28 protein-coding genes are annotated in these 26309 nt (G+C 73.8%); 8 read left to right on the top strand and 20 right to left on the bottom strand.

From position 1 onward, the window contains the following. Positions 1–296: 296 nt before the first annotated feature. From ACGF3H_RS27020 to ACGF3H_RS27000, 5 genes are read left to right on the top strand one after another with little or no spacing between them, the layout of a single operon-like run. Complete coding sequence (locus tag ACGF3H_RS27020) at positions 297–3377, top strand: nitrate- and nitrite sensing domain-containing protein (RefSeq protein WP_362486743.1); 3081 nt, start codon at positions 297–299, stop codon at positions 3375–3377. Continuing rightward, positions 3374–3877, top strand: coding sequence for a roadblock/LC7 domain-containing protein (locus ACGF3H_RS27015; protein WP_362486741.1), 504 nt, complete (start codon positions 3374–3376; stop codon positions 3875–3877). Before ACGF3H_RS27020 ends, ACGF3H_RS27015 begins: the two co-directional genes overlap by 4 nt. Then, a complete protein-coding gene (locus tag ACGF3H_RS27010; protein ID WP_362486739.1) occupies positions 3874–4314 on the top strand; it encodes a DUF742 domain-containing protein in 441 nt (146 codons plus the stop codon). Before ACGF3H_RS27015 ends, ACGF3H_RS27010 begins: the two co-directional genes overlap by 4 nt. Further along, a complete protein-coding gene (locus tag ACGF3H_RS27005) occupies positions 4295–4936 on the top strand; it encodes an ATP/GTP-binding protein (protein WP_362486737.1) in 642 nt (213 codons plus the stop codon). Before ACGF3H_RS27010 ends, ACGF3H_RS27005 begins: the two co-directional genes overlap by 20 nt. 15 nt (positions 4937–4951) lie before the next feature. After that, positions 4952–6214, top strand: coding sequence for a styrene monooxygenase/indole monooxygenase family protein (locus tag ACGF3H_RS27000; RefSeq protein WP_362486735.1), 1263 nt, complete (start codon positions 4952–4954; stop codon positions 6212–6214). Here the strand turns inward: ACGF3H_RS27000 and ACGF3H_RS26995 are convergent. From ACGF3H_RS26995 to ACGF3H_RS26950, 10 genes are all read right to left on the bottom strand, one after another. Next, positions 6178–7416 (bottom strand): NlpC/P60 family protein, encoded by a 1239-nt coding sequence (locus ACGF3H_RS26995; RefSeq protein ID WP_362486734.1) that lies wholly within the window; start codon positions 7414–7416, stop codon positions 6178–6180. The two genes, ACGF3H_RS27000 and ACGF3H_RS26995, sit on opposite strands and share 37 nt — an antisense overlap. Before the next feature lie 105 nt (positions 7417–7521). After that, positions 7522–7833, bottom strand: coding sequence for a hypothetical protein (locus ACGF3H_RS26990; protein ID WP_362486731.1), 312 nt, complete (start codon positions 7831–7833; stop codon positions 7522–7524). A gap of 10 nt (positions 7834–7843) precedes the next feature. Continuing rightward, positions 7844–8497 carry a TetR/AcrR family transcriptional regulator gene (locus ACGF3H_RS26985; RefSeq protein ID WP_239762649.1) on the bottom strand — a complete coding sequence of 218 codons (654 nt, stop codon included), beginning with the start codon at positions 8495–8497 and terminating at the stop codon, positions 7844–7846. A 532-nt stretch (positions 8498–9029) separates the two neighbouring features. Beyond that, positions 9030–9968, bottom strand: coding sequence for a diiron oxygenase (locus ACGF3H_RS26980; RefSeq protein ID WP_361573035.1), 939 nt, complete (start codon positions 9966–9968; stop codon positions 9030–9032). A gap of 161 nt (positions 9969–10129) precedes the next feature. Next, on the bottom strand, positions 10130–11587 hold the full coding sequence (locus ACGF3H_RS26975) for a penicillin-binding transpeptidase domain-containing protein (RefSeq protein ID WP_362486728.1): 1458 nt from the start codon (positions 11585–11587) through the stop codon (positions 10130–10132). A 16-nt stretch (positions 11588–11603) separates the two neighbouring features. Next, a complete protein-coding gene (locus ACGF3H_RS26970) occupies positions 11604–12977 on the bottom strand; it encodes an FtsW/RodA/SpoVE family cell cycle protein (RefSeq protein WP_362486726.1) in 1374 nt (457 codons plus the stop codon). Between the two features lie 43 nt (positions 12978–13020). Next, a complete protein-coding gene (locus tag ACGF3H_RS26965; protein WP_362486724.1) occupies positions 13021–13467 on the bottom strand; it encodes an SH3 domain-containing protein in 447 nt (148 codons plus the stop codon). A 166-nt stretch (positions 13468–13633) separates the two neighbouring features. After that, a complete protein-coding gene (locus ACGF3H_RS26960) occupies positions 13634–14878 on the bottom strand; it encodes an ATP-binding protein (RefSeq protein ID WP_362486722.1) in 1245 nt (414 codons plus the stop codon). Further along, positions 14875–15654, bottom strand: coding sequence for a hypothetical protein (locus ACGF3H_RS26955; RefSeq protein ID WP_362486720.1), 780 nt, complete (start codon positions 15652–15654; stop codon positions 14875–14877). Before ACGF3H_RS26955 ends, ACGF3H_RS26960 begins: the two co-directional genes overlap by 4 nt. 100 nt (positions 15655–15754) lie before the next feature. Then, complete coding sequence (locus ACGF3H_RS26950) at positions 15755–16261, bottom strand: dual specificity protein phosphatase family protein (protein WP_362486719.1); 507 nt, start codon at positions 16259–16261, stop codon at positions 15755–15757. 105 nt (positions 16262–16366) lie between these two features. On the opposite strand from ACGF3H_RS26950, the gene ACGF3H_RS26945 reads away from it, so the two are divergent. Then, entirely contained in the window at positions 16367–17170 is an 804-nt protein-coding gene (locus ACGF3H_RS26945; RefSeq protein ID WP_362486717.1) for a nuclease-related domain-containing protein, read from the top strand. Positions 17171–17299: 129 nt separating this feature from the next. On the opposite strand, the gene ligD is transcribed toward ACGF3H_RS26945, so the two are convergent. After that, positions 17300–18181: a non-homologous end-joining DNA ligase gene (gene ligD, locus ACGF3H_RS26940; RefSeq protein ID WP_362486715.1), complete on the bottom strand. Its 882-nt coding sequence runs from the start codon at positions 18179–18181 to the stop codon at positions 17300–17302. A gap of 76 nt (positions 18182–18257) precedes the next feature. Between ligD and ACGF3H_RS26935 the strand changes: the two genes are divergently transcribed. After that, positions 18258–19295 (top strand): Ku protein, encoded by a 1038-nt coding sequence (locus ACGF3H_RS26935; RefSeq protein ID WP_362486713.1) that lies wholly within the window; start codon positions 18258–18260, stop codon positions 19293–19295. 41 nt (positions 19296–19336) lie between these two features. Here ACGF3H_RS26935 and ACGF3H_RS26930 read toward each other — a convergent pair whose 3' ends face one another. Next, positions 19337–19843, bottom strand: coding sequence for a nitroreductase family deazaflavin-dependent oxidoreductase (locus tag ACGF3H_RS26930; protein WP_362486711.1), 507 nt, complete (start codon positions 19841–19843; stop codon positions 19337–19339). 164 nt (positions 19844–20007) lie between these two features. Here ACGF3H_RS26930 and ACGF3H_RS26925 point away from each other — a divergent pair, with 164 nt between their 5' ends. After that, the gene (locus ACGF3H_RS26925; RefSeq protein ID WP_362486709.1) at positions 20008–20544 is read left to right on the top strand and encodes a MarR family transcriptional regulator; all 537 of its coding nucleotides are present in this window, start codon (positions 20008–20010) and stop codon (positions 20542–20544) included. A gap of 15 nt (positions 20545–20559) precedes the next feature. On the opposite strand, the gene ACGF3H_RS26920 is transcribed toward ACGF3H_RS26925, so the two are convergent. From ACGF3H_RS26920 to ACGF3H_RS26885, 8 genes are all read right to left on the bottom strand, one after another. Next, on the bottom strand, positions 20560–21306 hold the full coding sequence (locus ACGF3H_RS26920) for a DUF4142 domain-containing protein (protein ID WP_362486708.1): 747 nt from the start codon (positions 21304–21306) through the stop codon (positions 20560–20562). 111 nt (positions 21307–21417) lie between these two features. After that, complete coding sequence (locus ACGF3H_RS26915; protein ID WP_362486706.1) at positions 21418–21852, bottom strand: PPOX class F420-dependent oxidoreductase; 435 nt, start codon at positions 21850–21852, stop codon at positions 21418–21420. 200 nt (positions 21853–22052) lie between these two features. Continuing rightward, positions 22053–22388: a TcmI family type II polyketide cyclase gene (locus ACGF3H_RS26910; RefSeq protein ID WP_362486704.1), complete on the bottom strand. Its 336-nt coding sequence runs from the start codon at positions 22386–22388 to the stop codon at positions 22053–22055. Between the two features lie 58 nt (positions 22389–22446). After that, positions 22447–22926, bottom strand: a complete 480-nt coding sequence (locus tag ACGF3H_RS26905; protein WP_362486703.1) for an SRPBCC family protein — start codon at positions 22924–22926, stop codon at positions 22447–22449. Between the two features lies 1 nt (position 22927). Next, positions 22928–23197, bottom strand: a complete 270-nt coding sequence (locus ACGF3H_RS26900; protein ID WP_362486701.1) for an acyl carrier protein — start codon at positions 23195–23197, stop codon at positions 22928–22930. A gap of 104 nt (positions 23198–23301) precedes the next feature. Beyond that, positions 23302–24549 (bottom strand): ketosynthase chain-length factor, encoded by a 1248-nt coding sequence (locus ACGF3H_RS26895; protein ID WP_362486699.1) that lies wholly within the window; start codon positions 24547–24549, stop codon positions 23302–23304. Next, positions 24546–25835: a beta-ketoacyl-[acyl-carrier-protein] synthase family protein gene (locus tag ACGF3H_RS26890; RefSeq protein WP_362486697.1), complete on the bottom strand. Its 1290-nt coding sequence runs from the start codon at positions 25833–25835 to the stop codon at positions 24546–24548. Before ACGF3H_RS26890 ends, ACGF3H_RS26895 begins: the two co-directional genes overlap by 4 nt. Next, on the bottom strand, positions 25832–26299 hold the full coding sequence (locus tag ACGF3H_RS26885; protein ID WP_362486694.1) for a cupin domain-containing protein: 468 nt from the start codon (positions 26297–26299) through the stop codon (positions 25832–25834). The genes ACGF3H_RS26890 and ACGF3H_RS26885 overlap by 4 nt, the downstream gene beginning before the upstream one ends. Between the last annotated feature and the right edge of the window lie 10 nt (positions 26300–26309).

The following is a 26309-nucleotide window of genomic DNA, read 5'->3' as shown; positions in this document are numbered from 1 at the left end:
CGCCGCAGACGTCCAACCGGCGCGCGCGCCGGGCCCGTCGCGCGAGCCACGAAAACTTGCCCACCAACTCCCGTCCGGGGTTCACTCCTTCGGGTGGCGGGTCAGGTGATGCACGCCCACCGCCCACCGGCACTGGGAGGGTCGGGAACCGGTGGGGGGCCTGCCCTGCTCACGAGGTCACCCCGTCCGGCGCACGGTCGGCGGCGGGGGAGCGGCCCAGAGCTTGGGAAAGGGTGCACGCGCCGGCCGGCCAGTTGACGGAGCGCCACCCGGGCCCACGGGTACACGAGTCAGGAATGCGAGCACCGGTGCAGAAGACGCGGCCTCGTCGCACAGGCAAGCAGGCGGCCCCCGCGGGGAGTGCGGAGCGGACCGCCCCCGGCACCCCCTCCACCCCGGCGGCCGAGGCGCCGCCCGTCGGCAAGGGCCGTCCCACCCATGTACGCAACCGGCTCATCGTCGCCGTGGCGATCGTCGCAGCCGCCGTCGCCGGAGCCGGGGCCCCCTCGGTCGTGGCCGCCTCCGGACAACTGCACGACTCGCAGGACCTGGTGACGCTCGCCGAGCAGACCCAGGACGCGCTGACCCTCGCCCACTCCCTCGCCGACGAGCGGGACGAGGTCACCCCCTACATCGCGGCGGGCCGCCCCAAGTCCAAGGCCCCCTCCGAACAGCGCAGCGCACGCGTCGACCGGCAGGTGGAGGAGCTGCTCGCCGACACCGACACGCCCGCGTCCCTGCGCGAGGACCTCGACGCCGTCGCCGCGCTGCGCCGGTCGGCGCTCACCGGGAAGAGCACCGCCCTCCAGGCGCACGAGGCCTACTCCGAGGCGATCGCCGAGCTGCACGCCCTGGCCGAGGACCTGGCCGAGCAGATGCCGCCCCGCGCGGGCGCCGGCGCCCACGCCCTCGCCGAACTGGACACCGCCGTCCAGCAGGCGGCCGCCACCCGGGGACTGCTCCTCGCCGCCCTGGGCGTGCCGAGCAGCACCGAGACCGTCATCGACCCGATCACCGGGCTGCCGACCGAGTCCGTCACCTCCTCGGACGCCGACACCGAGCAGCGCGACGCCCTGACCGCCGCCGCCCAGCAGGCCCGGGTGCGCTCCGACGCGGCCCTCGCCGACTTCCGCGAGGGAGCGCCCAAGGCGGCGCGGGACAGCTTCGACGCCACGGTCGCCGGGCCCGAGGTCAACTCCGCCGAGAAGTACCTCGCCGGCCTCACCGACCAGCCCACCCTGTCCGACGACGACCTCGGCACCTCCGTCAAGAAGCTGGACGCCGCGCTCTCCGCCCGCGTCGACGCCATGCGCGGCGCCGAGTCCGCCCTGTACGAGAAGCGCACCACGGCGCTGGAGCAGCTGCGCGACGACGACGTGACCGCGCTGGAGATCCGGATCGCCGCCCTCGGCGCCCTGATCCTGCTCGCGCTCGGCATCGCGACCGCCATGGCCCGCACCCTCACCCGCCCGCTCTCGGTGCTGCGCCGCGGTTCGGCCCGCCTGGCCGGCGCCGCGGACCCCGCCGTCGAGGAGCCGGTCGCCTTCACCGGCCGCAACGACGAGTTCGCGCAGGTCGTGCGCTCCGTCAACACCCTGCACGCGCACGCCGCCACGCTCGCCGAACGCGTCACCACGCTGGAGGCCGACCGCAAGCACCTCGTCGGCCAGCGGCAGAAGATGGCCGACGCCCGCGAGGAACTGCGCGCCGAACTCACCGAGTCGGCCGCCCAGCTGGAGGTCGTGCGCAAGAGCATCGGCTCCACCTTCGTCAACCTCGCGCTGCGCACCCTGGGCCTGGTCGAGCGGCAACTCGCGGTCATCGAGAGCCTGGAGGACCGCGAGCAGGACCCGGACCGCCTCGCCACCCTGTTCAAGCTCGACCACTTCGCCACGGTCATGCGCCGGCACAGCGAGAACCTCCTCGTGCTGGCCGGCACCGAGCACATCCAGCACAGCGCCGGTCCGGTGCCGCTGGTGGACGTCGTCCGGGCCGCGGTCAGCGAGATCGAGCGCTACGAACGCGTCCGCATCGCCGCCCTGCCGCCGCACGCGCACGTGGCCGGTTTCGCCGCCGACGACCTCTCCCACCTGCTCGCCGAGCTGATGGAGAACGCCACCTCCTTCTCGCCGCCCGACCTGCCCGTCGAGGTCTCCGGCTGGCTGCTGGAGAACGGCGAGGTGATGCTCTCCGTCCAGGACGAGGGCATCGGCATGGCCACCGAGCGGCTCCAGCGGCTCAACGCCCACCTCACCGACTTCGACCCGGAAGCTCCCTACGACCAGGAGGGGGAGGACGGGCTCGGGCTCGGCCTGTACGTGGTGGCCCGGCTCGCCCACCGGCACGGGGCTCGCGTGCGGCTGCGGGAGCAGAAGCAGGGCGGCGTCGCGGCCGTCGTGGTCCTGCCGAGCACGCTGCTCGCGGCGGCACCCCCGGCGGCCCTCGCCCCGGTCGCGCCGGTGTCCGACGGCACGGGCTCCTTCACGCTGCCGGGCGCCGACGCTGAGGCCAACTCCAACGTCCTGCAGGGCCGCGCGGAGAAGGGCGCGCGCCAGGACGTCGACCCGCTGGTGGCCTCGGCGGAAGAGGCCGTACGGCGCGCGGAGGCGGAGGCCGGCGCGCAGTCGGCGGCCGAGGCGGCGGCCCCCGACCCGACGGAGGTGTCGGACGCTGAGGCAACCTCCCAGCCGACGGAGGCGGGCGCCCACGCGCAGGAGCCCACCGGCGAGGCCGCGGACACCGGCGAGCCGGAGGCCGCCCAGCCGCGGGAGTTCACCGAGCCGCGGGAGGCCGCCGAGCCGCGGGAGGCCGTCGAGCCCCAGGAGTTCGCCGAGCCGCGGGAAGCCCCGGAGACGGGCGGCGCGCATGGGGTCAGGGACTTCCCGGACGACACCACCATGGAGCTCTTCCTCCCGGCACAGCCGCAGGAGCAGGAGCGCACCGAGACTCGGGACCAGGCTCCGGCCGAGCCCCCGGTCCCCGGACCTGCCGCCCCGCAGCCTCCGGCTCCGCCGCACGCCGCCGCCCCGCCGGAGGCGCCGGCTGCCGCCGATCCCTACGCCATCGGCCCCGACGTCCACGAACGCACCGCGGACGAGGGTGCCGAGCCGGCCGGTGGCACCGTCACCGCCAAGGGCCTGCCCAAGCGGACACCCAAGATCACCGCACCCGCCGCGGTCCCACGGCCGCGCACGGCGGGTTCCGTCGACGCCGAGGCGCTGCGCCGCCGCCTGGGAGGGTTCCGCCGGGGGGCGGAGGCCGGGCGGCGCGACGTCGAGGCCGAGATCGCCGAGCGGACGGACCAGAACCAGGCGCCGCCGGCCGCAGGCACGACCGAAGAAGCCACGGGGGGCACTGTCGAGGAGGCAAGCAGTTGACCGCTCCCAGTACGTTCGGGCTGAGCAGCGAGGCCCGCAATCTACACTGGCTGCTGACCAACCTCGTCGAGGAGGTCCCCGGCATCCTGTCCGTCGCCGTGGTCTCCTCCGACGGCCTGCTCCTGCTCTCCTCCGACCAGGACAGGAACGAGGCGGCCCGGGTGGCCAGGGGCGAGCGGCGCACCGGCCCGCGCGGCTCCGCCGCCGACCTCGCCACGGTCGTCTCCGGTGTGGGCAGCCTGACCATCGGCGCCGCCCGGCTGATGGACTTCGGCAACGTGAAGCACACGATGGTCGCGATGGACGAGGGCAGCCTGTTCGTGATGTCGATCAGCGACGGTTCGCTGCTCGGCGTGCACGGCGCCGCGGACTGCGACATGAGCGTCATCGCGTACCACATGGCGCTGTTCGTCGGCCGTGCCGGTCACGTCCTGACCCCCGAACTCCGCAGCGAGCTGCGGCAGTCCCTGGAGTCCGAGTCGACCGGGAGCGCCCGATGAGCAGCAGTCCGAGCAAAGGCTCGAACAACCTCCCCGTGCGCGGCGCGGACCGCAAGCCGGCCCGCGTCCGCCCCTACTCGCTCACCGGCGGCCGCACCCGCTTCGGCCACGTGCTGCTCGTCGAGACGTTCGTCGGTGCCACGGCCGGCACCGCGGCGCTCGAAGCCGCCGAGGAGCGCAAGGAACTGACGAACGGTTCGCTGACCTCCCGGGTGATGCCGGAGATGCGGGCCATCGTCGAACTGTGCCGCCGTATGCGTACGGTGGCCGAGATCGCCGCGCTGCTGAAGATGCCGCTCGGCGTGGTCCGCGTGCTCCTCAGCGACCTCGCGGACCAGGGAAAGATCCGTGTGTACGGCACCGGAACCGGCCACGGCACGGGCCGCCCGGACCGCGCTCTGCTCGAAAGGGTGCTCAGTGGACTCCGTCGTCTCTGACGCCGCCGCCTACGGCGTCTCCCCACTCGTCGAACCGGACGAGACCGTGCAGCCCTGGCAGACGGACCGCACCCGTGCGCCGATCGCGACGAAGATCGTCGTGGCGGGCGGCTTCGGCGTCGGCAAGACCACACTGGTCACCGCCGTCTCCGAGATCACGCCCCTGCAGACCGAGGCGCTGATGACCGAGGCGAGCGAGGACACCGACGACCTCACCGCCACCCCGGACAAGCTCACCACCACCGTGGCCATGGACTTCGGCCGCATCACGCTCGACGACGACCTGGTGCTCTACCTGTTCGGCACGCCGGGCCAGCAGCGGTTCTGGTTCATGTGGGACGACCTGGTGCGCGGTGCGATCGGCGCCGTCGTCATGGCCGACACCCGCCGCCTGACGGACTGCTTCCCGGCGCTCGACTACTTCGAGAGCTGCGGACTGCCGTACGTCGTCGCGGTCAACCACTTCGACGGCAGCGAGCTGTTCGAGGCGGAGGACGTGCGGGAGGCGTTGACGATCCCCGCGCACATACCTGTAATGATCATGGATGCGCGCCGCCGGATCTCGGCCATCGAGACCCTCTTGTCCCTCGTGGGCCACGCGCTCGACGAAACCCCCGAGTAGAAGACGGAACACCGCATGCGGAAGATACTCGTCGTCGGAGCCGGTCAGTCCGGTCTCCAGCTCGCCCTCGGCCTGCAGTCGCACGGCTACGAGGTCACCCTGATGTCGAACCGGACCGCGGACGAGATCCGCACGGGCCGGGTCATGTCGACGCAGTGCATGTTCCACACGGCACTCCAGCACGAGCGCGATCTCCAGCTGAACTTCTGGGAGTCCCAGGCCCCGAAGATCGAGGGACTCGGCGTCTCGGTGGCGGCCCCCGGCTCCTTCGACCCGGGCCCCTCGCAGCGCGCCATCGACTGGCTGGGCCGGCTCGACGGCTACGCGCAGTCGGTCGACCAGCGGGTGAAGATGGCCGGCTGGATGGAGACCTTCGCCCAGCGCGGCGGCCAGCTCGTCATCCACGGCGTGGCCGTCGGCGACCTGGACTACTTCTCCCGCGCCTACGACCTGGTCCTCGTCTCGGCGGGCAAGGGCGAGCTGGTTCAGATGTTCGGCCGGGACGCCTCCCGCTCCCCGTACAGCACGCCGCAGCGCGCCCTCGCCGTCGCCTACGTCCACGGGCTGGGCCCGCGCCCCGAGCACCCGGACACCGAGGCCGTCCGCTGCAACCTGGTGCCCGGCGTGGGCGAGATGTTCATCATGCCGACCGTCACCACCTCCGGCCGCGCCGACATCCTGTTCTGGGAGGGCATACCCGGCGGCCCGCTCGACGCCTTCAAGGACGTCAAGGACCCCTCGGAGCACCTCTCCCTGACCCTGGAACTCATGGAGAAGTTCCTCCCCTGGGAGTACGCGCGGGCCACCAAGGTCGAACTGACCGACGCCGGCGGCACCCTCGCCGGCCGCTACGCCCCCACCGTCCGCAACCCCATCGGCCGGCTCCCCGGCGGCGGCGCGGTCCTCGGTGTCGCCGACGTGGTCGTCGCCAACGACCCGATCACCGGCCAGGGCTCCAACTCGGCCTCCAAGTGCGCCGCCGCCTACCTCGCCTCGATCCTCGAGCACGGGGACAAGGAGTTCGACGAGGTCTGGATGCAGCAGACCTTCGACCGCTACTGGGAGACGGCCCAGCACGTCGTCAAGTGGACGAACGCGATGCTCGCCCCGCCGCCGGAGCACGTGCTGAACCTGATCGGCGCGGCCGGTCAGCTCCAGCCGGTCGCCGACCGCTTCGCCAACGGGTTCGACAACCCGGCGGACTTCGACAACTTCTTCTTCGACCCGCAGAAGACCGAGGGCTACCTGATGGAGGTCTCCGGAGCCGCCGGCGCGTAGGGCGCGGCGTATCCCTCGTCGGATCCGCCCGCGGCCCCCTCGGGGAGCTTCGGCGGCGTGTACCGCGGCAGGGGCTCCCCACCGGGGTCGGGCCGTACGGCGCCCAGCACCGGGTTGGCCGCGATCGGCGACACCTTGACCTCGGCGCCCGGCCGCGGCGCCTGGACGACCATGCCGTCGCCGAGGTACAGCGCCACGTGGGTGGCCTCGGGGAAGTAGACGACGAGGTCCCCGGGCCGCAGGTCCTCCAGCGAGACGCGCTCCAGCCGCGCCCACTGCTCCTGACTGGTCCGGGGGATCGGCGTCCCGGCCCGCTGCCAGGCCACGGAGGTCAGCCCCGAGCAGTCGTACGCCGCCGGGCCCTCCGCGCCCCACTCGTACGGCTTGCCGAGCTGCTCCACCGCGAAGCGCACCGCCCGGTCGCCCTCCGCGGACGGCTTGTCGTCGTCGCCGATCGCGCCCGACGCCATGAACCGCTCCTGGGCCTCGGCGATGCCGTTCTTCTCCAGGGCGGCCAGCCGGGCCAGCTGCTCGGCGCTGAGCGAGGCGAGCAGTTCCTCGACGGCATGGAGCCGGTCGCGTACCCCGTCCCGTTCCTTCTTCTGCCGGCCGGCGAGGGCGACTTGCTCATCGAGGGCTTCGCGGGCCCGGCGGGCCAGGTCGTCGGCCTTCTCCTCGTGGTCGGCCAGGCGACCGACCGTCTCGACCCGCTCCAGGGCCAGCCGCCCGATCACATGCCCCTGTTCGAGCGCGTGCTGGGGATCGCGGGCGAGCAGCAGCCGCAGGTAGGGGGAGAGGTCGCCGCTGTTCCGGTACTGCTGCCGGGCCAGCCGGCCCACCTCGCCCCGGCCGTCCCGCAGGGAGAGCCGGGCCCGGGCCAGCTCGGTCTCCAGTCGCTGCACCACGGCGCGCTGTCGCGTCAGCTTCTCCTCGGTGCCGTTGTACGCCTCGGTGGCCTTCTCCGCCTCGCGGTACAGGCCCTGAAGCTCTGTCAGCAGCTCGGTCACGGACCGCTCGCCGGATGCGGGCGCAGGCGCGGGTGCGGGCGCGGGTGCGGGTGCGGCTGCGGGAGCGGGAGCGGGCGGGGGTGAGAGTACGGGCGCGGGCGGGGGCGCGGGTTGTGCCGTGGCGGGCACGGGCGCGAACACGATCCCCGCCGTCACCGCCGCCGTACAGGCCAGACGGAGAAGCCTTCCTGACATGTTGTCACCTCCGGTGCGGCGGCCCCTTCGTCCGCTCCGCACCGCGAGCATCAGGGGGCCCTCCGGATCGCGCGCGCCGAGTGTGCGCGGTTCGGCGCAATCCCGTCACCCGTCGGCGTCGTCCGGCTTGCCGCCCGGCGTGGCATCCGGCGTGGCGTCCGGCCGGGACCACGGCCAGCGCCGGCGGGAGCCCTTGCCGCCCTCGGGGTCGTAGGCGTACTTCCACCGCGCGAACCCGATCCGTCCCCGGTCCGAGCGGGGCACGCGCCGGTAGACGAGGACGGTGGGCGGTCCGCCGTCCGGGGCCGGTACGGGGATGCGGTACGTCTTCGGCGGGTGCCCGGTCGCGCCGACCAGCACGGGCAGCACCCGCCCGTCCATGGGGCCGCCCTCGAAGGGGGTGTCTTCGCTCTTCACGGCACCAGTGTCAGACATCCTCCGCCAGCACCTCGACCAGCGCCGAGGTCTGCGGGTCGCGTCGCGCGGTGACCGTCAGCATGGCGAGGAACTGCTCGACGAGCCAGTCCCGCAGCTCGTCGACGGGCGGCTGCTTGCCCTCGTCCAGCCAGATCAGCGAGGCCGCCTCCACCGCCGTGATCCACATCCGCACGGTCATCCGGAGCCGTGGGCCGGCCTCGGCGACCTCCAGGTGGCTCATGATGTGCTCCGCGGCGGCCCGGCGCACGCCGTCCACGATGGACGTGGTCCGGGAGGTCTCGGCGACGCTGCCGCCCCGCAGCAGCGCACTGAAGCCGGTGTCGTGCTGGTCGACGAAGGCCAGGTAGCGGTCCAGGGCGCGGGACAGCCGGGTCAGCAGGGGCCCTTCGCGGGGTTCGTCGAAGCACTGCCGCAGCTCGTCGGCGGCCGACCTGAGGGCGGCCTCGTAGAGCTGTTGCTTGCCGCCGGGGAAGTACCGGTACACCAGCGGGCGCGAGACCCCGGCCTGCTCGGCGACGTCGTCCAGGGAGACCTCCTCCGGCGGCCGGTGTGCGAAGAGGGCGAGCGCGGCATCGAGGAGCTGACCGCGGCGCTCCTCGACGCTGAGCCGGCGGTAGGCGGGGGTGGGGGCCTGCGGGGTCATGGACCGCAGCGTAATCGCTCCGCTGGGTGCGGCTGGGGGGTCGGTGGGGTGGGTGGTGTCCGGAACGTGCCGTGGGGGTGGCTGGGTGGGGTGAGGCGCGTGGTCCGGCGCTGACGGGGTGCCCGGCGCCGAGGCGAGGCTCGGGTGGGTCGCGTGGCCCGGCGCCACGGGGGTGCCCGGCGCCGAGGCTCGGCGGGGGTGGGTCGCGTGGTCCGGCGCTGACGGGGTGCCGCTGCGCCCACCCGTGCCGCCCCAGCGGCACGACTGCCCGCAGCTGTGCGGTACGACTGTCGGCAGCTGTGCGGTACGACTGCCGGCAGCTGTGCGGTATGCCTGCACGCAGCTGTGCGGCATGACTGCCGGCAGCTGTGCGGTACGACTGCCCGCAGCTGTGCGGCATGACTGTCGGCAGCTGTGCGGTACGCCTGCCCGCAGCTGTGCGGCACGGGGGCTCGGCGGCGTGGCACGACTGCCGGCAGTTGGGGTGGCACGGCGGCGCGACTACGCGTGGCTGGGGCGGCGCGGGGGTGGGTTACGCCAGGAGGCCGGAGGACTTCCAGAGGCGGCGGCCGGTGCCGCGGAGGACGCCGATGTCGTCCAGGAAGTCCGTCAGGCGCTTCGCGCCGGTCTGCATGATCTCCCTGCGGTGGCCGCTGGCCTGGACCTGGGCCACGGCCTCCCGCTTGTCGAGGCCGACGTTCGTGTAGACCTCGGGGTTGACGAAAGCCTTGGAGAAGACGCGGGCGAACTCGCCGGAGGTGACCCGGGTGAACTCCTGCGACCACTTCGGGGCCGTCACCATCTGGCGGCGCAGCTCCTCACGGGCGTAGCGCACGTGACGGGCCTCCTCCACGACGTGGATGCGCGTGACGCCGCGGATCAGTGGCTGGATGCGCTCGTCCGGGAAGGTCAGCCGCTGCATCCAGTCCAGGACCTCCTCGCCGAGCAGCGTGGCGGTGAAGGAGCCGGGCGTGGTGGAGATCGTCTTGAACAGGCGGCCCAGGTGCTGGTGGACCGGGCTGACCGGGTACCACGGGGTCTCACCGCGGGATATCAGCCGGGCGAACATCTTGGAGTGCCGGCACTCGTCCTCGATCTCCGTCAGCGCGTACCGCACGTGCGCGCTCGTCGCCGACTTGTCGTAGATGTGCCGCACCAGCAGCTGCATGAGGATCAGCTCGAACCAGATGCCGAGGGAGGCGAGCGCGGCGGCCTCGTGCTGGGAGAGCAGGATGCGCTGCTCCTCGCTCATCCGCTTCCACATCGGGGTGTCGTACAGCGACACCAGCTCCGGAGGCCAGAACCACTTGCCCTCCTCGAAGGGCGCGTCCCAGTCCAGTTCCTTGTCCGGGTCGAAGGAGTGCTTGGCGGACGAGTCGAGGAGCCGTTCGGCCACCTGCTCCCGGTCCTTGAGCAGGCCGAGCGCGTCGCGCAGACCGTCGAGCGCGTCGGCTTCCGTCAGGGTCGTCATGGCTGTCCCACCTCTTCGTGTCACCCGCGGTCACTCACTCGTCTTATGAGACTGCCTGTCAGCAAGCTCGTCAATCCCCTGGACGGGACTTGTTGACCGCGAGTAAAGAAGTGAGGGGTGCTCAGACGTCGGGCCGGGCCGGCCGCGGGCCGGTGCCCGGCTCACTCCGCGAGCACCGCCTCCATCACCGACCGTGCGATCGGCGCCGCCAGCCCGCCCCCGCTGATGGCCTCCCGGCCGCCCGGGGAGCCCTCCACGACCACCGCCACCGCGACCTTCGGCTCCAGGTCGAGGTCGCCCTGCGCCCAGGAGACGAACCAGGCGTACGGGGTGCCGGAGTTGCCGACGCCGTGCTGGGCGGTGCCGGTCTTGCCGCCGACCGTGGCACCCGGGATCGCCGCGTTCGCGCCGGTGCCGTCCTCCACGACGCCGGTCATCAGCTCCTTCAGCCGCCTGGCCGTCGACGGCCGCATCACCTCCCGGGCGGGGCGCGACCCGGCCGCCGCCACCAGGCTGCCGCCCGCCCGCACCGTCCGCTCCACCAGGTACGGTGCCCGCACCTGGCCGCCGTTGGCCACGGCCGCCGCCACCATCGCCATCTGCAGCGGGGTGGCCCGCGTGTTGTACTGGCCGATCGACGACAGTCCGAGCTGCGCCCGGTCCACCGAGGTGTCGAAGGTGCTCCGCGCGACCGAGAACGGGACGCGCAGCCCGTCGTCGTTGAAGCCGAACGCCTCCGCCGTGGCCGCCATGTCCGCCACGCCGACGTCCACGCCGAGCTTGGCGAACACCGTGTTGCAGGACCACTCGAAGGCCTCCCGCAGCGAGGCGTCCCGGCAGCCCTCGCCCTCGTTCGTCAGCCGGGTCCGCGTTCCGGGCAGCGTGTACGGGTCGGGGGAGCGGGTCGGCGCGTCGAGGTCCCGGACCACTCCGGCGTCCAGCGCCGCCGCCGCGGTGACCACCTTGAACGTCGAACCGGGCGGGTAGGTCCGACGCACCGCCCGGTTGAGCATCGGCCTGTCCGGGTCGTCGTTCAGCCGCTGCCAGGTCCGGGTGGCTGCCGCGCTGTTGCCGGACAGCAGCTGGGGGTCGTACGACGGGGTGGACACCAGTGCCAGGATCCGTCCCGTCGACGGCTCGATCGCGGCCACCGCCCCCTTGCGTCCGCCGAGCCCCTCGAACGCGGCCTGCTGCGCGGCACCGTTGATCGTGGTCTCCACGTCGCCGCCCGGATTGCGGTTGCCCGTGACGTCGTTCCACAGCGGGAGCGGCGCGAGCATCGGGTCGGCACCGGACAGCAGGCTGTCCTCGGCGTGCTCCAGCAGGGTCGTCCCGTACACCTGCGAGGCGAAGCCGGTGATCGGGGCGTACATCGGGCCGTTGGCGTACGTCCGTTCGAAGCGCAGGTGCTCGCCGGTGTCCACGGAGCCGGTGACCGGCTCGCCGCCGACCAGGATGTTGCCGCGCGGCTGCTGGTACCGGGCGATGTCCGGACGGCGGTTGGCGGGGTTGTCGTCGTACTCCGGCGCCTGAACGATCTGCACGCGGGCGGCGTTCAGCACCAGGGCGACCAGCAGCAGGGCGCAGAAGGCGGCGGCGTGCCGGATGTGCCGGGTCACCGCGGCCCCTCCCCGCTCACGGCGCCGCCCGCCCGTCGCCCAGGCTGCGGGCCGCGTGGCTGACCCGGATCAGCAGCGCCACGATCGCCCAGTTGGTGACCACCGACGAGCCGCCCTGCGCCAGGAACGGCATCGCCATGCCGGTGAGCGGGATCAGCCCGGTCACGCCGCCCGCGATGACGAACACCTGGAGCGCCACGATCGAGGAGAGGCCGACCGCGAGCAGCCGGCCGAACGGGTCGCGCGCGGCGAGGCCCGCACGGAAGCCGCGCTCCACCAGCAGCGCGTACAGCAGGAAGACCGCGGTCAGGCCGAGGAAGCCCAGCTCCTCCCCGGCCGTCGCCAGGATGAAGTCCGACTTGACGGCGAACCCGATCAGCACGGAGTGCCCGAGGCCGAGGCCCGTGCCGGTCACCCCGCCCGCGGCGAAGGCGAACAGCGACTGGGCGAGCTGGTTGGCGCCCCCGCCCGCCTCGATCGACGCGAAGGGGTGCAGCCAGTCCTCCACCCGGCTGTGCACGTGCGGCTCCAGCCAGCCCACGGCGACCGCGCCCAGCGAGGCCAGCAGCAGACCGACGGCGATCCAGCCGGTGCGGCCGGTGGCGACGTAGAGCAGGACGACGAACAGGCCGAAGAAGAGCAGCGAGGTCCCGAGGTCGCGCTCCAGGACCAGGACGCCGACGCTGACCAGCCACACGGCGACGATCGGGCCGAGCACCCGTCCGGTGGGCAGTTGCAGCCGCCACACGCGGCGGCCCGCGTACGCCAGGGCGCTGCGGTTGGCGGCCAGGTACGCGGCGAAGAACACAGCGAGGAGCACCTTGGCGAACTCGCCGGGCTGGATGGAGAAGCCCTCGATCCTGATCCAGATGCGGGCGCCGTTCACGGCCGGGAACAGGATCGGCAGGGTGAGCAGGGCGAGCGCGGCGGCGACGCAGACGTAGGCGTAGCGCTGCAGGGCGCGGTGGTCGCGCAGGAGCAGGACGACGACGATGAACAGCGCCACGCCCAGCGTGGACCACACCAGCTGGGCCGGGGCCGCCCGGTCGCCCGGCGTCTCCAGGTCGAGCCGGTAGATCAGCACCAGGCCGAGGCCGTTGAGGAGCACGCCGATGGGCAGCAGCAGCGGGTCTGCGCAGGGGGCGCGCAGCCGTACCGCCAGATGGGCGAGGACCGCGAGCACGCCGAGCCCGGCGCCGTAACCGGCGGCGCCGGGCGGCAGGGCGCCCTGCTGGGCGAGGCCGACGTTGCAGTAACCGAACACCGACAGCAGGACGGCCATGACGATGAGGGCGAGTTCGATGCCACGGCGCCGGGGGAGGCGGGCGGCGGGAGCGGGTGTGTCCGCCTGTGCCACGGTGATTCCGGTCTCGGTTCCGGCCTTGGTCATGTCCGGAACTTACCCAAATGGTGCGGTGTGGGGGCCGTCGGCATCAGCACCAGCGCGGCGCGGGACCGATGTTGTCGATGTAGCGGGCCGCGCCCCAGGCCCAGGTGCCGTCCGTGAGGAGGTACCAGAGCGGGTTCCCCTGCACCCGGTCGCCGGGGGTCTTGCAGTAGATGCGGACGACCTCGCCCCGGCGGGCGTACCGGATGACCTTCGAGCCGCGGTTCGGCGCGGTGCGCAGGGCGAGCCGGTCGGCCGTGACACGGCCCCGGTACTCGCCCTGCTGCTGCCGGCCGTCGCGCCCGCCCCCGTCGCCGCCGTTTCCCCCGGCGGGGTTGACGCCGGCACTGTCCGAAGCGGAGCCCCCGCCGCCCCAGTCGTCGTTCGCGACGGCGGGCGTGACGGCGACGGCGACGGCGGCGGCGAGCGCGCCGGCGGCGGCCGTCACGGCGATGCGCCGGGTCAGGGGGGAACGAGGGTGCAGCAGCGACATGGATACCTCCCGGGAGGCGAGAGCGCCGACGCGGTCGAAAGTGCCGACGTGGCCGAATGTGACTAACCGCCACATTAGGAGCGCCGGGCGGGGGTCGCCCGTCGCACTGCGCCATCGGGGAAGGACCGGGCGACGGGCCGGGCGGTCCGTCCGGAGCCCGTGCCGGTCAGGGCCGCTGAGGCAGCGTCAGGACGGCCAGCGCCCCGCCGCCGGGCGGGTTCGCGAACTCCAGCCGCGCGCCGAGCACCTCCGCCTGCCCCAGCGCGATCGTCAGCCCGAGCCCGTGCCCCTTCGCGCCGCTCTCGGTGCGGAACCGCTGCGGACCGTGCGCCAGGAGGTACTCGGGATAGCCGTCGCCGTGGTCCCGCACGGTGATCACCGGCCCGTCCACGGTGAGCACCACCGGAGCCCGCCCGTGCCGGTCGGCGTTGGCGACGAGATTGCCCAGCACCCGCTCCAGCCGCCGCCGGTCGGTCTCCACCCGCGCGTCCCGTACGACGTCCACGCGCGCGCCGGTGCCGGATCCCCGCACGACCCGCCGGGCCAGCGCGCCCAGTTCCTCCGGGTCGGCCTCCAGGCGCTCCCGCCCGGTGTCCAGCCGGGAGATCTCCAGCAGGTCCTCGGTCAGCGTGCGCAGGGCGGCCACCCGGTCCCGCACCAGCTCGGTCGGACGGCCCGGCGGCAGCAGCTCGGCCGCCGCGTGCAGCCCGGTCAGCGGGGTCCGCAGCTCGTGCGCCACGTCCGCGGTGAACCGCTGCTCGGCGAGCAGCTTGCCCTGCAGCGACGCGGCCATGGAGTCCAGCGCGGCGGCGACCGAGGCCACCTCGTCCTGCGGACGCGTCGGATCCTTCGTCCGGGGGTCGCCGACCCGTGCGTCGAGGTCGCCCGCGCTGATCCGCCGGGCCACGCGCGCCGTGGTGTGCAGCCGGCGCGTCACCCGGGTCACGGCGAAGGCGCCCACCACCAGCGTCGCCCCGATCGCCAGCCCCGACGACCACACGATCGCCCGGTCCAGGCCGTCGATGGTGCGTTCGCCCTGGGAGTGGTCGACCCGCACCGCGATGGCCCGGCCGCCGGCGGCCGGGCCCGCCGCCCACATCGTGGGGCGTCCGTCGTGCTCGGCGACCATCGTGCCGCGCCGGCCGGAGGCGGCCAGCTCCCGCAGCGACCGCGGCAGCCCCGGCGGATCGACGCCCGCGCCCCGGCGCAGCGGGTCCCCGGCCTCGTACGCCTCCGTCGCCTCCCGCAGCCGGGCCAGGGCGACGTCGCGGGCCTGCCCCACGGTCTGGTCGGTCACCGAGACGTGCACCAGGACGCCGAGCAGGGCGGCGAGCGCGCAGCACATCACGGTGATGAAGACGGCCGCCTTCAGGGCGAGCGGGCCGGCCCACCGCGGAAGGACGGCCCTCACCGGGTGCTCGCCGACGGGGAGACCGACGGAGAGGCCGACGGAGAGACCGACGGGGAAGGCGAGGGGCGTTCCGTGCCCGCCGCGTCGCCGGTGCGCAGCATCTCGTCGTGGGTGAGGAGCATCGCGTCCTGGTCGGGGTCCCACGTCCACTGGAGGCGGTACTCGTAGCCCGCCACCTCCGACGGCGACCGGACGATCACCGACCGCCCGGCCAGCTCGACCGCGCTCACGGCGTCCTCGTAGGACATGACCCGCACGAGCCGTCCCTTCTCGACGCCGTAGACGCGCACGGCCGTCATCTTCGCGGGCAGCAGCCGGAAGCCCAGCGTCAGCTCGGGACGTCCGTCGCCGGTCAGGTCCCGGTAGTACGGCCGCAGGACGGGGCAGCGGGCGCTCTCGCCGGCCGCGCCGCAGTCCCGCATGCGGCGGGCCGTCTCCCGGTACGGTGCCTTGTCGCCCGCGTAGTCGTCCGGGTGCGCCGCGATCTCGGCCCGTACGGCGGCCACCGGGTCCGCGCGGCGGATGTCACCGTCCGGCACGGCGACGCCCTCGACCACCTCGTGGTCCACCTCGCCGATGTCGTAGGCCGGGGACGAGGCCGGCGTCAGGTCCGGCCACAGGCGGGCGGGGCTGACCGCGGTGGGTGTGGCGCCGGCGCTCCGCAGCCCGCCCGTGTCGCCGCAGCCGGCCAGTGCCGCCGAGGCCGCCGCGGTCGCCAGGAGCAGCGCGCAGGCGGCGGGGAGACGGGCCGGGCGCCCACGGCGGCTGGGGAGCACGGCTCTCCTGGAGTTCGGTGACCGTCGAGTCGGCGATCGTCTGTGGCCCGCACCCTCGTTCGTACGGGAGTCCATTTTGCCTGCCCGGTCGCGTGCCGGGCTACTCGGCCAGTTCCTCCAGCAGCCGGGCGGTCACCAGACCGGCCCGCAGGTACTCCGCGAACAGTTCGTTGTGCAGCGCCCACGGCGAGCGGCGGGTCCGGATCAGCCGCATCGCCTCCTCGGCGCCGCGGCCCCGGTACATCAGGACCTGCGCGACCACGAGCCCGGAGCGGTTGTACCCGTGGTAGCAGCGGACCAGGACCCTGCGTCCCGCGTCCAGCGCCTCGCCCGCGGCCTGGGCGAGCCGGATCACCCCCGCCAGCTGTGTCCCGTCCAGGGGCCCGTCGGGGATCGGCCACACCTGGTGCTCGACGCCCGGGCCGGGGCCGTGACCGGGCAGCCTGATCAGCGTCTGCACGAGGTCGAACTCGTCCCGCACCACGGCGGACTCCAGCAGCCCGCCCTGCCGCCTGAACTCGTGCCCGCCCATCCACAGCCCGGGCACGATCTCGTCCCACGGCCTGGCCGGGGCCGGTACGTCGGATCCCTTGCCACGGGTACGCAACGCGCCTCCCCACCCCGCCCGAGGACCTGCCCGCTCCCGTCCAAAGGTAGCCCGGTCTTGCCCCGGGAGCACCCTCCTGGTCCCATGGTCGTGGGGTGATGGTGCATGAGCGGACTGCGCGTCGTACCGACCTGGCGGCACGGCCGGGAGCGGCTCTACGTCTGCCGCGCGGACGGCGGGAACGTCGCCTGGTACGACCGTGAGGCGGCCCGGGTCAGCCTGCTGAGCGACGAGCGCGAGGACGAGGTGCTCGAGGCCCTGGGCCCCTTCCTCACCGGCGCCGTCACCGTCGGCCCGCCCCCGGTCCCCACCCCCGCCGAGCTGGCCCGGCTCTCCCTCCACCCGGACGACGACCTCGCCCCCAACCGGCCCGGCGAGGCGCTCCTGGTCGCCCTGGACCGCGACCCCCGTCCGGCGCACCGGCTGCGCCCCGACCCGCGCCGCCGGGAGCTGGCGGCCGAGGAGCTGACCGGGCAGGTCCTCGACCGGCTCGACGGCGCCGGCTGGCACACCCTGCACTCGGTCCCGCTGCCCGGCGGCGACCGCATCCACCACCTGGTGATCGGGCCCGGCGGCCTCTTCGCCGTCCACGTGCTGCCCGCCCGCAGGCAGTGGGTCCGGGTCGCCGACCCGCTGGTCACGCTGGGCCGCCGCGCGCCGTGGCCCCTGCTGGACCGGGTCCGCGCCGACGCCGGCCGCGCCTCCTACGCCCTGACCGCCGAGGTGCGTCCCGTCCTGGTCCTCGCCGGCCCGGCCGGTGTGGAGGTCACGGTCCCGCCGCGCGAGGTCCGCGTCCTGACCGCCGAGGAGCTGCCGGGTCTGGCCCGCCAGGGCGGGGTGCTCAAGCCGGCGGACGTGGAGGCCCTGCACGCGATGGCCCGGGACCGCACCGCGTGGGCGCGGGTCTGACGGTCCGGCACGGGGACCGTCCGGGCGGAGTGCACGCACGGGCGTGAAAAGGGCATCGCGTGACGCGGGCCCGCCGGCCCGGCGCCGGCCCGGGAACCCGTCTCGGCGCCCGGCCGGGCCCGAGGACCGTCAGGGCAGCGGCGCCGCACGGCGCCGGTCGAACAGGGGCGCCAGCAGGTCGCCGTGGTCCCGCACCCGCGGCGCGAGGTCCCCCGCCCGGAACACCAGCTGCTCCGGCCGCCCGCACCCGGCCACCTCCTCCCATGTCACCGGTGTGGACACGGCCGGTTCGGTGCGGGCGCGCATCGTGTACGGCGCGGCGGTCGTCTTGCGCGCGGCGTTCTGGCTCCAGTCCACGAACACCTTCCCCGGACGCAGGCTGCGCGTCATCCGGTGCACCACCAGCCGCGGCAGGGCCCGCTCCGCCTCCACCGCCAGCGCCTTCGCGTACTCCGACACCCGCTCGGACGACGACCCGCGCACCCCGGCCAGCAGGTGCAGCCCCTTCGCGCCGGACGTCTTGGCGTACGTCTCGATCCCGTCCGCCGCCAGCCGGTCCCGCAGCCACAGCGCGACCTCGCAGCACTGCACCACGGTCGCGGGCGGCCCGGGGTCGAGGTCGAACACCAGCCGGTCGGCTTCGCCGGGATCGTCCGCGGTCCACTGGTGCGTGTGGAACTCGGTCACCAGGTTCGCCGCCCACATCAGGCTCGCCAGGTCCTGCACCAGCACCATCCGGGCCGGCCCCTCCGACCGGGGCACCTCGGCGGTGGTGACCCAGTCGGGCGTACCCGGCGGCACGTTCTTGGTGAAGAACAGCTGGCCGTCGGGTCCGTCCGGGTAGCGCAGGAAGGACACCGGGCGGTCCCGCAGGTGCGGCAGCAGCACCTCGGCGGTGGTCGCGTAGTAGTGCAGCAGCTCGCCCTTGGTGAGGCCGGTCGCCGGATACAGCACCTTCTCCAGGTTGCTGAGGGCCACCCGCCGCCCCTCCACCTCCGTGATAGGCGCCATACGATGAGAATCTCACGAAACTCATGAAACATGGACAAACCGCCCAGCGTGGCAAGCGATCAGAAAGGAGCTGCACGTGAGGTCCATCTGGAACGGCGCCATCTCCTTCGGCCTGGTCAGCATCCCGATCAAGCTGGTGAACGCGACCGAGAGCCACGCGATCTCCTTCCGCCAGATCCACACCGAGGACGGCGGCCGGATCCGGTACCGCAAGGTCTGCGAGCTGGAGGACCGCGAGGTCACCCAGGGCGAGATCGGCAAGGCGTACGAGGACGCGGACGGCTCGATGATCCCGATCACCGACGACGACCTGTCCCACCTGCCGATCCCGACCGCGCGGACGATCGAGATCGTGGCCTTCGTGCCCGAGGAGCGCATCGACCCGCTCCAGCTGGACGCCGCGTACTACCTGGCGGCGAGCGGCGCCCCCGCCGCCAAGCCGTACACCCTGCTGCGCGAGGCGCTCAAGCGCAGCAACCGGGTGGCCATCGCCAAGTACGCGCTGCGGGGCCGCGAGCGCCTCGGGATGCTGCGGGTCGTCGGCGAGGCCATCGCGATGCACGGCCTGCTGTGGCCGGACGAGGTGCGCGCTCCCGAGGGCGTCGCCCCGGACACGAACGTCACGGTCCGCGACCAGGAGCTGGACCTCGCGGACGCCCTGATGGACACGCTCGGCGAGATCGACCTGGACGACCTGCACGACGAGTACCGCGAGGCCCTGGAGGAGGTCATCGCCGCCAAGGCCGCCGGCGAGACACCCCCGGAGAGCCCGGAGCCGGCGCGGTCCGGCAAGGTGCTGGACCTCATGGCCGCCCTGGAGAACAGCGTGCGGGCGGCGCGCGAGTCCCGGGGCGAGGAGGGGGAGGAGGCCGAGGTCAGGACGCTGCCCAAGGCGGCGGCCTCCCGCACGCCGAAGGAGACCGGCGGCAAGAAGTCCACGTCGACGGCCGCGAAGAAGACGGCGGCGAAGAAGACGGCCGCCACGAAGAAGTCGTCGGCCGGGCGGTCGGGGAAGAAGACGGCGGCCAAGGCGACGGGGAAGAAGACGACGGCCAAGAGCGCCGCCTCGAAGAGCACCGCGAAGAAGACGGCGTCCCGCAGGCGCAGCGCGTGACCCGCGCCGCCCGCGCGGCGGCCGGGCCCGCCGGCCCGTTCTCACGCCCGGCGGCCTCCCTCGGACGCGTCGAGCCGCACGAAGGGGACGGCCCGCCCGGCCTCGCGGAACGACGCCTCGCCGCCGTCCACCGCGAACCCCATGAACGCGCACAGGCGCCGGGCCGTCCCCGGGTGCCGCCGTGCGTACGCGGCCATGACCGCGGCACCGTCCTCGGCCGGCAGGAAGCGGGCGGTGACGGCGTGGTGGCGATTGCCGAACTGGACGACGGTCTTGGGCTGTTGCCGCAGGTTGCGGTACCAGTCGGCCTGCGGGCCGAAGCCCGAGGCGATGGTCCAGGCCGGCCCCTGCGGTTCGTGGGACACCACCTCCAGGACCACCTGACGGTCCAGGCCGCTGACCCGGCCGGTGTGGTGCAGCAGAAGCAGCCGTCCGCCGAAGAGCGGTCCGAGCCCCACGCGGTGGAGGAGGATCGGCAGCCGGGCGGCGAAGCGCCGCCATCCGGCGGGCGGCGGGGGCCGGTGCGGAGGGGTGTCGGTGCGCGTCATGCTCGCCCTTCGGTGGCAGGGATCCCGGCTCTCGCGGGCGACCGGCACGGGCCCGGACCGAGAACCGTCTTCCGAGCCCACCTTTGCACAGTCGAAAGGTGGGCGGCAGGTGCGGTTCCGGTCGCGTGCGTGGCGGGGCCGTGCGGGCACGGTAGAAAGGAGACATGCCGGAGCGTGAGACGCCCGCGGGGGCCCTGGACGACGTCGACGCGGTCACCCGCGCCGTGCTGGCCGCGTCGAGACTGCTGGTGGCGGTCTCCGCCCGGTCGCTCGCCGAGGTGGAGGAGCGGGTGACCCTGCCGCAGTTCAGGATGCTGGTGGTCCTCTCCACCAGGGGCGCCACCAAACTGGTCACCCTGGCCGACCTGCTGCACGTGGCCCCGTCCACGGCGATGCGCATGCTCGACCGGCTGATCGCGGCCGGCCTCGCCGACCGGCAGACCAACCCCGCCAACCGCCGCGAGACCCTGCTGCGGCTCACCGACGAGGGCCGGCGCACGGTGGAGCACGTCACCTCGCGGCGCCGCACGGAGGTCGCCGCCATCGTCGAACGGCTCGCTCCGCGGCAGCGGGCGGCGCTCGTCGAGGCGCTCACCGCCTTCAGCGAGGCCGGCGGCGAGCCCCTGGTCCCGGCACCGGACGACTCCGAGCCGCACCCGCTGGGCTGGGCGGCGGACGTCACGGCGCCCCCCGGCGCCTGACCGCCCGCCGCCCTGTCAGGGTGCGGCGGGTGACGGCGTCGGCGCCGGCGCGGCGGTGTTCACGTCCAGGTCGGGGCGCGGCTTGAGCACCAGGACCCCCTCGCCCGGCTGGGGCGGGGGCGGGGTGACCCTGTCCTTCGGGAGCTTGGCCGGGCCGGTCTGCTGGAAGGTGACCTGGTCGTACTCGACCAGCCCGGTCTTCTCCAGGACCGTGATGTGGTCCAGGACGGTGTCGTTCGCCAGGTCGGCGAGCTGCCGCACGAGCGTGTTCTTCGTGGTGGCCCGGATCTTGGCGATGGCCGGGAAGATCTGACCGTGGGTCACGCGCATGATGTTGACCGCCGAGGAGTCGAACTCCCCGCCGCTCTTGGCGTCGACGGTCGCCACGAAGCCCTGCTGCTGCGGGGAGGCCTTGTTGGGCAGGGTGATGCCGAGCTCGGGGGCGATCTCGCGGCACATCGCGTCGAGGCCGGCGTGCCCGACGACGAGGTGTTCGCCGGCCGTCCTCATCGCCTCGGTCGTGCCGCGCCGCATGGCCATCTCGCCCAGCGGGTACTCCCACAGCCCGGCGGCCCGGACCTTGACGACGAAGTCGCGGTCGGCCTCGGTCAGCGGGCCGTACTTCGTGCTCGCGACGACGCGGTCCTGACCGCCGTCGGGCTTGTCCAGACCGAGCACGGCGGGGAAGGCCAGCGCGGTGAGGGTCAGGGTCATCGCACCGAACAGGACGACGACTCCGATCCTGCTGCGGGACGGCCGCATGATGCCTCCAGGGCGACACGGGGGACTCGTACGCCAGGAGGTACGCAAACGGCGGACGGATCGATCACCGCTCCGGCACAAAACTCCGGCCGGCCCACGACCCGCACCCGCTCAGCCGAGATCCGCCCCGTAGACCCGGTCGACGGTGATCGTGACCAGCACCCGGCGGTCGGACACCATGACCGCCCGGTACTCGTCCCAGTCCGGGTGCTCCCCGGCGGCCGCCCGGTAGTACTCCACGAGCGCGTCGACCTCCGGGCCGTGCGGGTCGGTGCCCGGTCCGGTCAGGACCGCCGTTCCCTCGGCGGTGGCCCAGGACCTGCCGTCGGGGGCGGTCACCTCCAGCGTGGCGCGCGGGTCCCGGCGCAGGTTGGCGGTCTTGGCCAGGCCCTCGCGGGTCGAGACCCGGATGACGCCGGACTCCGGGCCGTAGGACGGGCTGACGGGGGACAGCTGGGGGCGGCCGTCCGCCTTGATCGTCGCGAGCACGCCGAGCCGGCTCGCCGCCAGCAGGGCGCGCGGGTCGAAGGAGGGTGTGGTGGTCATGAGGGGATCATCACCCCTCGCCCCGCCGGCTGTCCCGCGAACCGCCCGCCGGCGCGGCCGGCCGCGGTCAGGGAACCGGGGGGCCGCCCAGGTAGCCGCCGTCGCGGTCGTAGGGCTCGCCGACCGCCGCGGGCTGGACCCGCGGCGGCACCGAGCCCGCGGAAGGCGGGCGGCCCCGACGCTGCGGCGGCGGACCGGCGTCAGCCGGCGCTGCTCCGGTCCCAGGTGTAGAAGCAGCGCGCCATCGCGTCCTTCGGACCGCGCCAGGTCGCCGGGTCGTACGCCGACACGTACGGCTCCAGCCGCTCGCTGACCTGGCGGAACTCCGGATGCCCGGTCAGTCTGCCGATGGCGGGGGCCGGGTCGTCGTCGCTCTCGATGAGGTGCAGGTACACACCGTCACCGAACTCGAAGAGACTGCGCCGGTTGACGCCCACCAGATGGGGCAGCTCGCCGCGGTCGGACTCGGCGAACACCTTCGCGATGTCCGGTGCCGCGCCCGGTGCCATCCGGGCGACGATCAGGGTGTGGTGCATGGGGAGGTGCCCTTCGTCGGTGCCAGTCGGCTCGTCGGTGCCAGTCGGCTCGTCGGTGTCACTCGGCGACGGCCGCGGCGGTCCGCCGCTCGCCCGCGGCCTGCTCGATGCGGTCCCGGATCAGCGCCATCTGCGTGCGGGAGTTCCGGTTGATGTTGTCCGTCATCCCCGCGTCGTCGACGGGCGCCTCCGGCTTCATCGCGAAGTCCTGGACCCAGCGCATCCGGGTCCCCTCCGCGGTCTCGGTGTACTCCCAGACGATGTTCATGTACTGGAAGGGACCGGTCTCCACCCGGTGGGCGCGGACGGTGCGGGTCACCGGGTCGGCGACGCGCTCCGACACCCAGCTCCACACCCGCCCCTCCTCGTCCGGGTGCATGGTGAGCCGGAAGGTGACCCGGTCGCCGTCGCGTTCGAGGACGTCCACCGAGGCGTACTCGCTGAACAGCCGCGGCCAGTTCTCGATGTCGTTGGTCATGTCCCAGACCAGCGGCATCGGCGCGGCGATGGTGATCTCGTTGTCCGTGTGCCCTGCCACGTCACACTCCCGTCTTCAGTGCGCCGTTGACCAGCGCGAGGAAATCCGTGGGCGTCTTGCAGCGCTCGGCCTGCTCCGGCAGGCCCAGCCCGTACCGCTTCTCCAGCTCGGCCACGATGCCCAGCAGGCCGAGGGAGTCCAGGCCGAACGTGTCGAAACCGGCGTCGGCCTGCTGCTGGAGGGTGACCGGGTCGACGTGCACACCGGCGGTGCGCTTCATGAGCGCCGACAGTTCCTCGACGGTCACCTGGTAGTCCACTTGGTCGGTCATGCGGAGGTGCTCCTTCACTCGGATCGGCGCCCACCGGGAGGCGGCGCCCGCTCGGGACGGTGTTGCTCGGGACGGTGGCGGCTCCGGACGGGCCGGGCCGGTGCTCAGGCGGCGGGCGCGCCCTGGCGCAGGACCAGCGCCGAGTTGCAGCCCATGAGCCCCCGGCCGAGGACCAGGGCGGTGCGCGACTCGGCGGGACGGGCCCGGCCGGCCACCAGGTCCAGGTCGTGGCAGACGTCGTACACGTTCGGGGTCGGCGGGATCAGCCCGTGCTCCATGGCGAGCACGGCGGTGGCCACGTCCAGCACCGGCGCCGCGCAGTACGCCCGCCCGGTCCCGGTCTTGGGCGCGGTGACCGGCACCCGCCGCGCGTGCGGTCCGAGGGCGTCGGCGATCGCCAGGGCCTCGGCTCGGTCCGCCTCCGGCACCCCGAGGGCGTCCGCGAACACCACGTCCACCTCCTCGGGCCGGCAGCCGGCCTCGGCCAGCGCGCCCTCGATCGCCCGTGCCAGCCCGGCCCGCGACTCCTCCCAGCGGGAGGCGCCGGTGAAGGTCGCCGCGTGCCCGGCCACCGTCGCCCGCAGGTCGGCCCCGCGCTCGCGCGCCGCTTCCTCCGCCTCCAGCAGGAGCACGGCCCCGCCCTCGGCCGGTGCGAAACCGCAGGCACCTTGCGTGAACGGGCGGTAGGCGCGGTCCGCTTCGGTGGCCCGGCTCAGCTCGGGGTAGCCGAGCTGGCAGACGATCGAGTACGGGGCGAGCGGCGCCTCCGTCGCGCCGCACACCACCGTGTCGGTGCCGCCCCGCACGGCCATCGCCGCGTGCGCGAGGGCGTCCAGACCGCCCGCCTCGTCGGCGGCGACGACACCGCACGGACCCTTGAAGTCGTTGCTGATGGAGATCTGGCCGGTGCTGGCCGCGTAGAACCAGGCGATCGACTGGTACGGGCCGACGTACCGCGACCCCTGGCCCCACAGGTTCTGCAGCTCCCGCTGCCCGAACTCGCCGCCGCCCGAACCGGCCGCGGTGACCACACCGACCGAGTACGGCGACTCCACGTCGGCACGGCCGAACCGTGCGTCGGTCAGCGCGAGCTGAGCGGCGGTCATCGCGAAGTGCGTGAACCGGTCGGTCTGGACGAGGAACCGCTCCTCGATCAGTTCCGACGGGTCGAAGCCGCGCACCTCGCCCGCCACCCGCAGCGGCAGGTTCTCGCAGCCCTCCCGGGTGACGGGCCCGAGGCTGCTGGTGCCGTCCGCGACGGCCTTCCAGTGCGCCTCGGCCCCGATGCCGTGCGGGGACACCACGCCGAGGCCGGTGACGACCGCCCGCCGGGGCCGTTGTCGTCCGCTCATCGCGGCCCTCCTTCCAAGCCGGAACCAGAACCGGAACCGCTGAGTACGACGGCGGACTGGAAGCCGCCGAAGCCGCTGCCCACCGACAGCACGTGACGGAGCGAACGCTCCCGGGCCTCGCGCGGCACGTAGTCCAGGTCGCACTCGGGGTCGGGGGTCGTGTAGTTGGCCGTGGGCGGCACCACCTGGTGGTGCATCGCCAGCACGCACGCCGCCACCTCGATCGAGCCGATCGCGCCGAGCGAGTGGCCCACCATCGACTTGATCGAGCTCATCGGCGTCCGGTAGGCGTGGTCGCCCAGCGACCGTTTGACGGCCGCGGTCTCGTGCCGGTCGTTCTGCTGGGTGCCGGAGCCGTGCGCGTTGACGTAGTCGACCGCGGAGCCGTCCAGCCGGGCCATGTCGAGCGCCGTGTCGATGGCCCGCGCCATCTCCAGGCCCTCCTTGGTCAGCCCGGTCATGTGGTACGCGTTGCCGAAGGTCGCGTAGCCGGAGACCTCGCAGTACACGTCCGCGCCGCGGGCCCGGGCGTGCTCCAGGTCCTCCAGGACCAGGACCGCCGCGCCCTCGCCCATGACGAAACCGTTGCGGTCGGCGTCGAAGGGCCGGGAGGCGTGCTCCGGGTCGTCGTTGTTCGGCGAGGTCGCCTTGATGGCGTCGAAGCAGGCCATGGTGATCGGCGAGATCGGCGAGTCCGCCGCGCCCGCCAGGCACACGTCGACACGTCCCTCGGCGATGGCGTGGTAGGCGTACCCCACCGCGTCCAGACCGGACGTGCACCCGGTGGACACCGTCTGCACCGGCCCGTGCACGCCGAACTCCTCGGCCACGGCCGACGCGAGCGTCGCCGGGGTGAAGGCCCGCTCCAGATGCGGCTCGGCCCGCCGGTCGTCCACGTCCCACCGCGAGCCGCGCTCGCTGACCAGGACGTAGTCGTGTTCCAGCCGGGTCGTGCCGCCGACCGCGGTGCCCAGCGTGGCACCGGCCCGCCACGGGTCCAGCCGGCCCAGGTCGAGCTCCGCGTCGCGCACCGCCTCGGCGGCGGCGACCAGCGCGAACTGCACGTACCGGTCGCACCGCTGCACGGTGGCGATGTCCAGCCCCAGCGCCGAGGCGTCGAAGTCGCACTCGGCGGCGATCTGCGAGCGCAGGCCCGCCGGATCGAAGAGGGAGATGCGCCGCGTCGCCGTACGGCCGTCGGACAACAGGCCCCAGAACTGGGGCACGCCGATCCCGCCGGGGGCGACGACGCCTATGCCCGTGACGGCGACCCGTCGCCGCGTCATGACACCGCCTCGGCCGCCGCGGCGGGACGCTCGTGCCCGGCGCACCCCGCGTGGCCCTCGTGCGGCAGGGCGTTGCCCTCCGCGTCCTCGGTGTCGACGTGGCCGAGCTCCGGCCGCGGGGCCAGCGGCCCCAGGTGGAAGACGATCCGCGCCTCGACCGCGCCGACGTTGCGGAAGCGGTGGCGCACGTTCTGCGGGATCAGCACGCCCTGCCCGACGGAGAGCGAGTGCGGTGCCCCGTCCAGGTCCACCTCGAGGGTGCCGTCGGTGACGTACACGAACTCCTCGGAGTACGGGTGGTAGTGCTCGGCGATGCGCTCGCCCGGCTGCACGATGGCCACACCCATGAAGCCGCTGGTCGACCCGGCGGTGGTGGGCGTGAGAAGGGCGCGGAGGTCTCCGCCGCGACGCGTGTTGGGCGCGATGTCGCCGAGGGAGACGATGCGTACCTGCTGGTCTGTCATGTCGGTCACT

Origin of the sequence: Streptomyces sp. NPDC048185, from assembly GCF_043202495.1 — a bacterium.
Classification (GTDB): domain Bacteria; phylum Actinomycetota; class Actinomycetes; order Streptomycetales; family Streptomycetaceae; genus Streptomyces.
Note: the sequence above shows the minus strand (reverse complement) of the source record. Positions and strands in the feature narration are given on the sequence as shown.

Coding starts and splice junctions, on each gene's coding strand:
- ACGF3H_RS27020 (WP_362486743.1), top strand. CDS start 297: ATGCGAGCACCGGTGCAGAAGACGCGGCCTCGTCGCACAGGCAAGCAG.
- ACGF3H_RS27010 (WP_362486739.1), top strand. CDS start 3,874: ATGAGCAGCAGTCCGAGCAAAGGCTCGAACAACCTCCCCGTGCGCGGC.
- ACGF3H_RS27000 (WP_362486735.1), top strand. CDS start 4,952: ATGCGGAAGATACTCGTCGTCGGAGCCGGTCAGTCCGGTCTCCAGCTC.
- ACGF3H_RS26995 (WP_362486734.1), bottom strand. CDS start 7,416: ATGTCAGGAAGGCTTCTCCGTCTGGCCTGTACGGCGGCGGTGACGGCG.
- ACGF3H_RS26985 (WP_239762649.1), bottom strand. CDS start 8,497: ATGACCCCGCAGGCCCCCACCCCCGCCTACCGCCGGCTCAGCGTCGAG.
- ACGF3H_RS26980 (WP_361573035.1), bottom strand. CDS start 9,968: ATGACGACCCTGACGGAAGCCGACGCGCTCGACGGTCTGCGCGACGCG.
- ACGF3H_RS26970 (WP_362486726.1), bottom strand. CDS start 12,977: ATGACCAAGGCCGGAACCGAGACCGGAATCACCGTGGCACAGGCGGAC.
- ACGF3H_RS26965 (WP_362486724.1), bottom strand. CDS start 13,467: ATGTCGCTGCTGCACCCTCGTTCCCCCCTGACCCGGCGCATCGCCGTG.
- ACGF3H_RS26945 (WP_362486717.1), top strand. CDS start 16,367: ATGAGCGGACTGCGCGTCGTACCGACCTGGCGGCACGGCCGGGAGCGG.
- ligD (WP_362486715.1), bottom strand. CDS start 18,181: ATGGCGCCTATCACGGAGGTGGAGGGGCGGCGGGTGGCCCTCAGCAAC.
- ACGF3H_RS26930 (WP_362486711.1), bottom strand. CDS start 19,843: ATGACGCGCACCGACACCCCTCCGCACCGGCCCCCGCCGCCCGCCGGA.
- ACGF3H_RS26925 (WP_362486709.1), top strand. CDS start 20,008: ATGCCGGAGCGTGAGACGCCCGCGGGGGCCCTGGACGACGTCGACGCG.
- ACGF3H_RS26920 (WP_362486708.1), bottom strand. CDS start 21,306: ATGCGGCCGTCCCGCAGCAGGATCGGAGTCGTCGTCCTGTTCGGTGCG.
- ACGF3H_RS26915 (WP_362486706.1), bottom strand. CDS start 21,852: ATGACCACCACACCCTCCTTCGACCCGCGCGCCCTGCTGGCGGCGAGC.
- ACGF3H_RS26910 (WP_362486704.1), bottom strand. CDS start 22,388: ATGCACCACACCCTGATCGTCGCCCGGATGGCACCGGGCGCGGCACCG.
- ACGF3H_RS26900 (WP_362486701.1), bottom strand. CDS start 23,197: ATGACCGACCAAGTGGACTACCAGGTGACCGTCGAGGAACTGTCGGCG.
- ACGF3H_RS26895 (WP_362486699.1), bottom strand. CDS start 24,549: ATGAGCGGACGACAACGGCCCCGGCGGGCGGTCGTCACCGGCCTCGGC.
- ACGF3H_RS26890 (WP_362486697.1), bottom strand. CDS start 25,835: ATGACGCGGCGACGGGTCGCCGTCACGGGCATAGGCGTCGTCGCCCCC.
- ACGF3H_RS26885 (WP_362486694.1), bottom strand. CDS start 26,299: ATGACAGACCAGCAGGTACGCATCGTCTCCCTCGGCGACATCGCGCCC.